Here is an 826-nt window from a genome sequence, read left to right on the forward strand (position 1 = left end):
AGCTGGGTAACCTGCAGGTTCACCCCCTGGATGCCGTTCGCCGGGTTGATGAGTATGAACTCGATGAGGAGTAAATTAACAGGCTAGTAAATATTTAAGGAAAGGAGGATAAAGAATGGTACAGACATTGCAGTTGATCTTTAGCACAGCCGGGGGACGCAACACGACAATCTCGCTTGCCGACCCCGATCCGGAGATAACCGCCCAGGATGTAGAAGCGGTGATGGATTCGGTTCTGGCCCGTAATGTGTTCAACACGACCAGCGGTGATATAACCGGTAAGGTCAGGGCCCAGATTGTTTCAAGAGAAGTTAGTGTGTTGGGTGAGTATTAAGGTAAGGTAATAAGCATGCCCTGGGGACAGGGCCTAGTATAAATAGTTTCTGTAATAAATCGTGTCAATGGGACAGTTCCATCGTGTATCTTTTTAGCGGTCTGGGGACACACCTCTTTCAGAGGAATGTCCCCTATGTCCACCCTGGACACGCTCGAACCGTCCCTAGACACGAGTCCCCAGAGCTGCTTGGAGGGTGCGGGTCTGAATTTGCCGCGGAACTTTTAGGGCCGCACTCTCTGATGAATAGCCGGCCGGCTGAATTGTAAAAGTAAATAGTGGAATAGTTTGGAGTGACTCAATGTGGTTACGTGTGTCAGGGGGACAGTTCCTGAGTGAGCCCTTTGGATAAGCTTACGCTAGCGTGCCTTGGGGACAGGGCCGTGTCTTCTCGATGGCAAATCGCTTTGCGATTTGGACATCAGCCCGGTCCCCAGAGCCGCTCGCTCGAACCGTTCCCGCGGACACACGGTCCCCAGAGCCGCTATCTCT

Annotated in this window: 1 protein-coding gene; it reads left to right on the top strand. The window is 52.2% G+C overall.

Annotated features, from left to right (window positions below; genetic code table 11):
• Nucleotides 1-115 precede the first annotated feature (115 nt).
• Nucleotides 116-334, top strand: coding sequence for a DUF2922 domain-containing protein (locus tag SCJ97_11610; protein MDW7740674.1), 219 nt, complete (start codon nucleotides 116-118; stop codon nucleotides 332-334).
• Nucleotides 335-826 lie beyond the last annotated feature (492 nt).

This window comes from Bacillota bacterium (assembly GCA_033549065.1).
In the GTDB taxonomy this organism is placed as follows: Bacteria; Bacillota; Dethiobacteria; order DTU022; family DTU022; genus JAWSUE01.